This is a genomic window from SAR324 cluster bacterium, from assembly GCA_029245725.1.
Classification (GTDB): domain Bacteria; phylum SAR324; class SAR324; order SAR324; family NAC60-12; genus JCVI-SCAAA005.
Window position 1 is genome coordinate 1 of the sequence record JAQWOT010000024.1, and the last position, 5,877, is coordinate 5,877.

Annotated in this window: 6 protein-coding genes; 4 read left to right on the forward strand and 2 right to left on the reverse strand. The window is 46.4% G+C overall.

Features of this window, described 5'->3' with window-relative positions; genetic code table 11:
* Both P8O70_00755 and P8O70_00760 read left to right on the forward strand, forming a co-directional pair.
* On the forward strand, positions 1-764 hold a 764-nt coding region (locus P8O70_00755), incomplete at its 5' end, for a tripartite tricarboxylate transporter permease (GenBank protein ID MDG2195413.1).
* Positions 765-805: 41 nt separating this feature from the next.
* Entirely contained in the window at positions 806-1,804 is a 999-nt protein-coding gene (locus P8O70_00760; GenBank protein ID MDG2195414.1) for an AbrB family transcriptional regulator, read from the forward strand.
* 8 nt (positions 1,805-1,812) lie between these two features.
* Here P8O70_00760 and P8O70_00765 read toward each other — a convergent pair whose 3' ends face one another.
* The gene (locus P8O70_00765; GenBank protein ID MDG2195415.1) at positions 1,813-3,153 is read right to left on the reverse strand and encodes a TldD/PmbA family protein; all 1,341 of its coding nucleotides are present in this window, start codon (positions 3,151-3,153) and stop codon (positions 1,813-1,815) included.
* Positions 3,150-4,646, reverse strand: coding sequence for a metallopeptidase TldD-related protein (locus P8O70_00770; protein ID MDG2195416.1), 1,497 nt, complete (start codon positions 4,644-4,646; stop codon positions 3,150-3,152). The genes P8O70_00765 and P8O70_00770 overlap by 4 nt, the downstream gene beginning before the upstream one ends.
* Positions 4,647-4,723: 77 nt before the next feature.
* On the opposite strand from P8O70_00770, the gene P8O70_00775 reads away from it, so the two are divergent.
* Positions 4,724-5,251, forward strand: coding sequence for a hypothetical protein (locus P8O70_00775; protein ID MDG2195417.1), 528 nt, complete (start codon positions 4,724-4,726; stop codon positions 5,249-5,251).
* Between the two features lie 104 nt (positions 5,252-5,355).
* Positions 5,356-5,877, forward strand: a 522-nt coding sequence (locus P8O70_00780; GenBank protein ID MDG2195418.1) for a phosphoribosylaminoimidazolesuccinocarboxamide synthase, incomplete at its 3' end; no start/stop codon positions are given.

The following is a 5,877-nucleotide window of genomic DNA, read 5'->3' on the forward strand; positions in this document are numbered from 1 at the left end:
CTTTTAAGGAAATTACAGGTTCCCTGGCTACCTCATTGAGGAGCTGTGTTTCAGGATTTTTGATTGGAGTCTTACCTGGGGCAGGAGGAACCATTGCTAGTTTTATCGCCTATGCAACAGAGAAGAAACTCCTGCGACCCAACCAATTTGGGAGTGGAGATATTCGGGGGGTAGCTGCTCCAGAATCTGCTAATAATTCAGCCTCCGTTGGATCTTTTATCCCTCTGCTCATTCTGGGAGTTCCTGGAAGCGAAACAACCGCAGTGATGCTAGGCGGATTGATCAGTTTTGGCATCAAACCAGGCCCTCTATTACTGGAAACCAGCCCAGATGTCTTTTGGGGACTGGCAGCTTCCATGTTCATCGGCAATCTCTTTCTGATCATTCTGAACCTTCCCCTTGTCGGCCTGTTTGCTAAAATCCTTCAGACACCCCGATGGATTTTAATGCCTCTGATCACCATGCTTTGTGTGGTCGGTGCATACACCATCAATGGCAGTGAATTCGACGTTTTATTGATTCTGATCTTTGGACTGATCGGCTACTTTCTTCGTCGAGCAGATTTCCCACTAGCTCCACTGATTCTCGGAGTTGTCTTGGGAGATCTGATCGAAACTAACTTCCGCAGAGCCATGATCTACAGTGGTGGTGATGTAATCATCTTCTTTGAATCCAATATCTGTTTAACCCTCTGGATTCTTGCAGCGGTGAGCCTGTTCGCACCAACTTTAATCAACTCAATTCAAAAAAAGGTTCACCCCTAGTGAACTTTGTTCTCTTCCGATGGCTGAATCAGAAACGGAGGATGGCCTTACTCACGGCCTCCGTTGGTTCAGTTGCCTTCCTGTTATTGGGAATTCCTCTTCCACTTCTACTTGGCCCGATGGCGGGATGCCTGATCGCAGCACTCTGTCGGCAACCCATGGAGGATATGGGAGTGTTCAGCATTTTCATGCGTACCTTCCTTGGAGTTGCGATCGGATCTTCCATCACACCTGAAGTGCTGCATGAATTCCCTCGCTACCTACAGTCTATTTTCTTCATCCCAATCTTCGTACTCATAATTGGACTCGTGGGATACCCCCTTTTTCGTCAAGTATTTCATTACGATAAGGCCACAGCATATTACGCTTCTATGCCGGGAGGCTTGTCAGACATGCTGATTTTTGGTCAGGAAGCAGGGGGTAACCCAAGAGCACTCTCGTTGATTCACGCCACGCGTGTAATGGGAATCATTTGGGTAGCACCGACATTGATGGCGATGATTTGGCAGATTGATCTACACAAACCTCCTGGGGTTCCTATTCATTCCATTCCTGGTTTGGAGCTTCTGCTGATGCCAATTTGTGGGTTGTTGGGCTGGAAAATAGCGGAGCGTTTTCGGCTTTTTGGCGCATCCATACTTGGTCCAATGATTTTGACAGCAATCTTCTCATTATCAGGTCTGATTCATACCCGGCCACCAGCAGAAATCATGTGGTGTGCACAGTTTTTCATTGGAATTTCGGTAGGAGTTCATTTCACAGGGATTACCCTGGCAGAATTACGGAGAGATATATTTGCTGGAGTCGTCTACAGCTTGATCTTGGCCACTATTAGTGGCTGTTTTATCATTACGATCATCAACCTAGGAATCGCATCAGAATTGAATGCTCTCTTGGCTTTTCTGGCAGGAGGACAGGCAGAAATGATGATGATCGCTATTATTACAGGAGCGGATTTAACCTACGTACTGACGCACCACTTGACTCGCTTGGTATTGGTGATGTTGGGGGCACCCATCATTCACCGGCTTTTGTCATGAAGAAGCAATCAGGTGCCGCTAATGCTCATCTTATTGATGCGGAAGGGAGGAGTTAGGATCGGGTTTCTTGTATCAACTTCACAGCCAATCAGATCAAGATTGTGCAACATCTGTTGGAAGGTGCTGGCAATGGTGAATTCACTGACAGGTTCTGCCAACTTACCATCGCGAATCCAAAGCCCCTGAGCTCCTCGGGAATAATCCCCTGTGGTAACATTTACTCCCTGTCCACTCATAGAGGTCAGATATAGACCATTATCCACGCTACTGATCAACTCTTCTTCTGTGTATTTTCCGGGTTCTAGAACGAGATTAGAAATACCGCCTGCATGGCCGGTGGATTCCATCTTTAATTTGTTTCCAGCATAAGTGGAGAGCATGTAATTAACTAGCTTACCATCTTCAATCAATGTCAACGGTTTGGCGATGACCCCCTCACTGTCAAAATAACGGCTTCCTAACATTCCTGAAAGCAGTGGTTGATCTGACAATTGGATTTGTGGATTCGCAACCAACTCGCCTAGTTTGTCCATCAGAAAAGACTGTTTCCTGAAAACATGATCCCCCATCATCGCAGAGCTGCAACTCGCTAAGAAACTACGGGCCATCTCCGCACTAAAAACAACAGGCACTTCGCAGGTAGGTGGTTTGATTGCCCCCAACTTGCGAAGCGTCCGTTGACATGCTTTGTCCGCAATTGATTCAAGGGCCTCTAATTTCTCCCAGAATCTTGCGCTGCTGAACCAGCCATCAGTTTGCTTTCTTCCAATATTGAGACCTGAAGTCGCTTTATCTTCTGTAACTACGGAAATGCCAACACTGTAGAGCGTTTTAGAATAACCGTCTAAGAACCCATTTGAATCAGCATGCACTGTGTGAGAAACAAGGTCCGAATAGTAGGCCTGTTCAGAACGTAGGCTAGATTCCAAAGCAAGGGTCTTCTCCTCTAACTCAATGGCCATCGCTACTTTTTGCTCAGACTGATGAATCGGAAAATCAGGATCTGAAAATTCCAAGGTAACATCGGCACGTCCCTGTAGTTGTGGATCAGGGAGACTATAATAAGGATCCTTGCCCATGAATGGCAAAGACTGCATGGCTGAACGCATCAATGGGCGAAGAGTTTCCAACCGAAGGTCATTCGAAGAAATTGTTGAACGTTGCTGATCTCGGCATAGTGTCACGTACATCCCAGCAGAGCCAGATTCCTTCAAAGACTCAATTTTTCCATCACGAACTTCCACCTGAAAGGAGACTGCGTTGACAAGCGAAGTTGAGACCTGATCAGCCCCCAGTTTCTTTCCGTATTCTACAATATTTGAAGCCAACTGCTTGTACTGATCAATCACATTCCTCCTACAGTCATTTCTGAGATCAATACGGTTGGCAAGCCCACACCGACCGGTACACTTTGCCCATCTTTTCCACAGGTCCAAATCCCTTCGCTAAACGCAAAATCATTCCCCACAAGACTAACCTGTGACATTGCATCTGGCCCATTACCGATCAATGTCAGATTCTTGATAGGTTTGGTTATTTTCCCCTTTTCGACTAAGTAGGCTACTGTGGGCACAAAGACAAAATCCCCATTCGAAATATCCACTTGCCCACCACTAAAGGAAACACAGTAGATTCCCTGATCCACTGCCTCAAGAATCTCTTCAGGATCAGTTTCACCATTGGCTAAGTAGGTGGTCGTCATTCTTGGCATTGGGTAATGTGCATATGATTCTCTTCGGCCATTGCCTGTGGGCTCTAGATCATAGTGTGCAGCACTAATCCGATCATGCATGTAGCCCCGTAAAATTCCGTTTTCGATCAAGAGATTTTGGCTTGGCAGAAATCCTTCATCATCACAATTCAGGGCTCCCCGGTCATAGTCAATAGTACCCGTGTCGTAGATCGTACAAAGTGGGGACGCTACCTGTTCACCAACCCGCCCACTGTAGGCTGAAGATCCCTTCCGATTGAAATCTGCCTCAAGTGGGTGACCAACCGCCTCGTGCAACAAAATCCCGGATTGCGCTGGGCCAAGAATCACTGGCATTGAACCTGATGGGGCTTGTTCCGCTCCCAATAGTAGAATTGCTTCTGCAGCTGCTTTTTTACCGATTTGATTGGGATGATCCTCCGCTTCTAAAAAGGGCAGACCGACCCGTCCTCCAACACCAGCTGAACCTGTCTGAACATTTTTTTCTTCTTGGGCAACACAGTGTACATTCATTCGGAACATCGGCCGGACGTCACTTACAAAACGTCCATCAGAGGTCACGATTCTAACAATGTCAACAGTATCCACCATTGAAACGGTGACTCGCTTGATTCGTGGATCGTAGTCATGGGCTGCTCGCTCTGCATCTTGAATTTTCGTGATTTTGTCTGCCAGAGGCAGATCGGTTACCATCCGTATCACAGGATAATAATTCGATGGTTTTAGCCTGTTAAATCGGTAGCCTTCGTGTTCTTTGACAGTAGCTGAGGTGGCAATTGAGGCTGCAGTTCGGGCCGCTCGTTGCATTGCTTCCAAGCTGAGATCTTCACTGTAAGCATAACCCGTTTGATCTCCTTTCAGGACCCTCACGCCTACTCCTTTGGAAATGGAAATTGAGGAGTTTTTGATGATGCTCTCCTCCATTACCACTGAGGTCCGGTAAGCGTATTCAAAATAAAGATCTGCATAGTCACCTCCCCGGGAAAGTGCGGCTTGCAGTACTTGGTGCATGTGGAAATCAGTCACCCCCATTTGGCCTTCAAACAGGGCCTTGGCCATTTGATCTGGTGTTCCGGTTGGAAGTTGCAGTACCGTTTCCTGCTCTTCAAGGAGCGCTTCTTCTAGATCCATTGAAATTCCTGTAGTTGACAGGCTGCAGGTGGAATCTCTATTGGCTAGAGCCCACGGCAAGTTGATAAGGGCAAAAAATGTTGTTTCTGAAACAAAAGACTTCGCAACTCAAATTGATACGAACTGGTATCTTTCATGAAAGTGTGGCGAAAATTAGACCAACTCTCTTTATCTTAAGCTTGGCAACCCTGATTATCTGGCTAGGTATTCTCCCCAATGTGCTGGCAGGAGATGATCAATTACGTTACCAACGATTTATGGCCGAGCAGAATCGCTATGGCAAGCCAAGACCGCGAACCAGAGATCGAGAGTCAGGCTATGCTGCTGAACATATGATCCGCAATAATCTCTGGTTTGTCGATGAATTAAAGTCCCCCCCCTACCGAGGGGCACGTGATCCCAACCTCTACCAACGGCACTTCCTGACAAGTCAGACTGTCAACAAAATGGTGCCGATTCCTAAGATTCGCCAAAGTGAGGCCGAAATCAACTCTGCTTACAAAGCTGCTGAAATGACGAGGAAATCCAATCGTTTTTCCCGTACTCCGCAGGATATCCAAGGTTTTCGACAAGCTCGACGCAACTATTTGAATCGTCAACGCTGAAGAATTCAAAACTCCTTGCTCCGCACTCGGATAACCCTTTGACATTTTAGAGGAGTCCGATAACTATTTCAGACTTCTCCCACAAACAAATCAATCGATCTTCGATGCAGAGCACCCATCTATCGCCCTCCACTCTTCTCTACGAAGGAAAAGCCAAGCAGCTTTTTTTGACAGATGACCCCCAAGTTCTGTGGGTTCGTTACAAAGATGATGCAACAGCTTTTAACGGACAGAAATTTGACAGGCTCCTTGGTAAGGGTGTTTTAAACAATTTGATTAGTGCCCAAATTTTCGAAGACCTCACCAACTTTGGTGTTCCCAGCCATTTCATCGATAGGGTTTCTGATATTGAACAACTGGTTCGTCGTGTAGAAATCATCCCTTTGGAGGTGGTCGTCCGGAATGTAGTAGCTGGTTCTCTCGCAAAGAGAATTGGTTGGGAAGAAGGACGTTCCTTAAAGCAGCCAATCGTAGAATTTTACTATAAAAATGACGACCTTGGGGATCCCCTGCTAACTGAAAATCACATTGACCTGCTTGAGTTGGCCACAACCCAAGAAATCATGGAGTTGAGAGAACGGGCTTTACAAATTAATGATTTTCTCACCAAAAGATTCAGCAAGATT

What these genes read in the sequence shown, in the direction of transcription:
- P8O70_00760 (MDG2195414.1), top strand. Translation starts at nt 806, where the DNA reads ATGGCCTTACTCACGGCCTCCGTTGGTTCAGTTGCCTTCCTGTTATTG.
- P8O70_00770 (MDG2195416.1), bottom strand. Translation starts at nt 4,646, where the DNA reads ATGGATCTAGAAGAAGCGCTCCTTGAAGAGCAGGAAACGGTACTGCAA.
- P8O70_00775 (MDG2195417.1), top strand. Translation starts at nt 4,724, where the DNA reads ATGTTGTTTCTGAAACAAAAGACTTCGCAACTCAAATTGATACGAACT.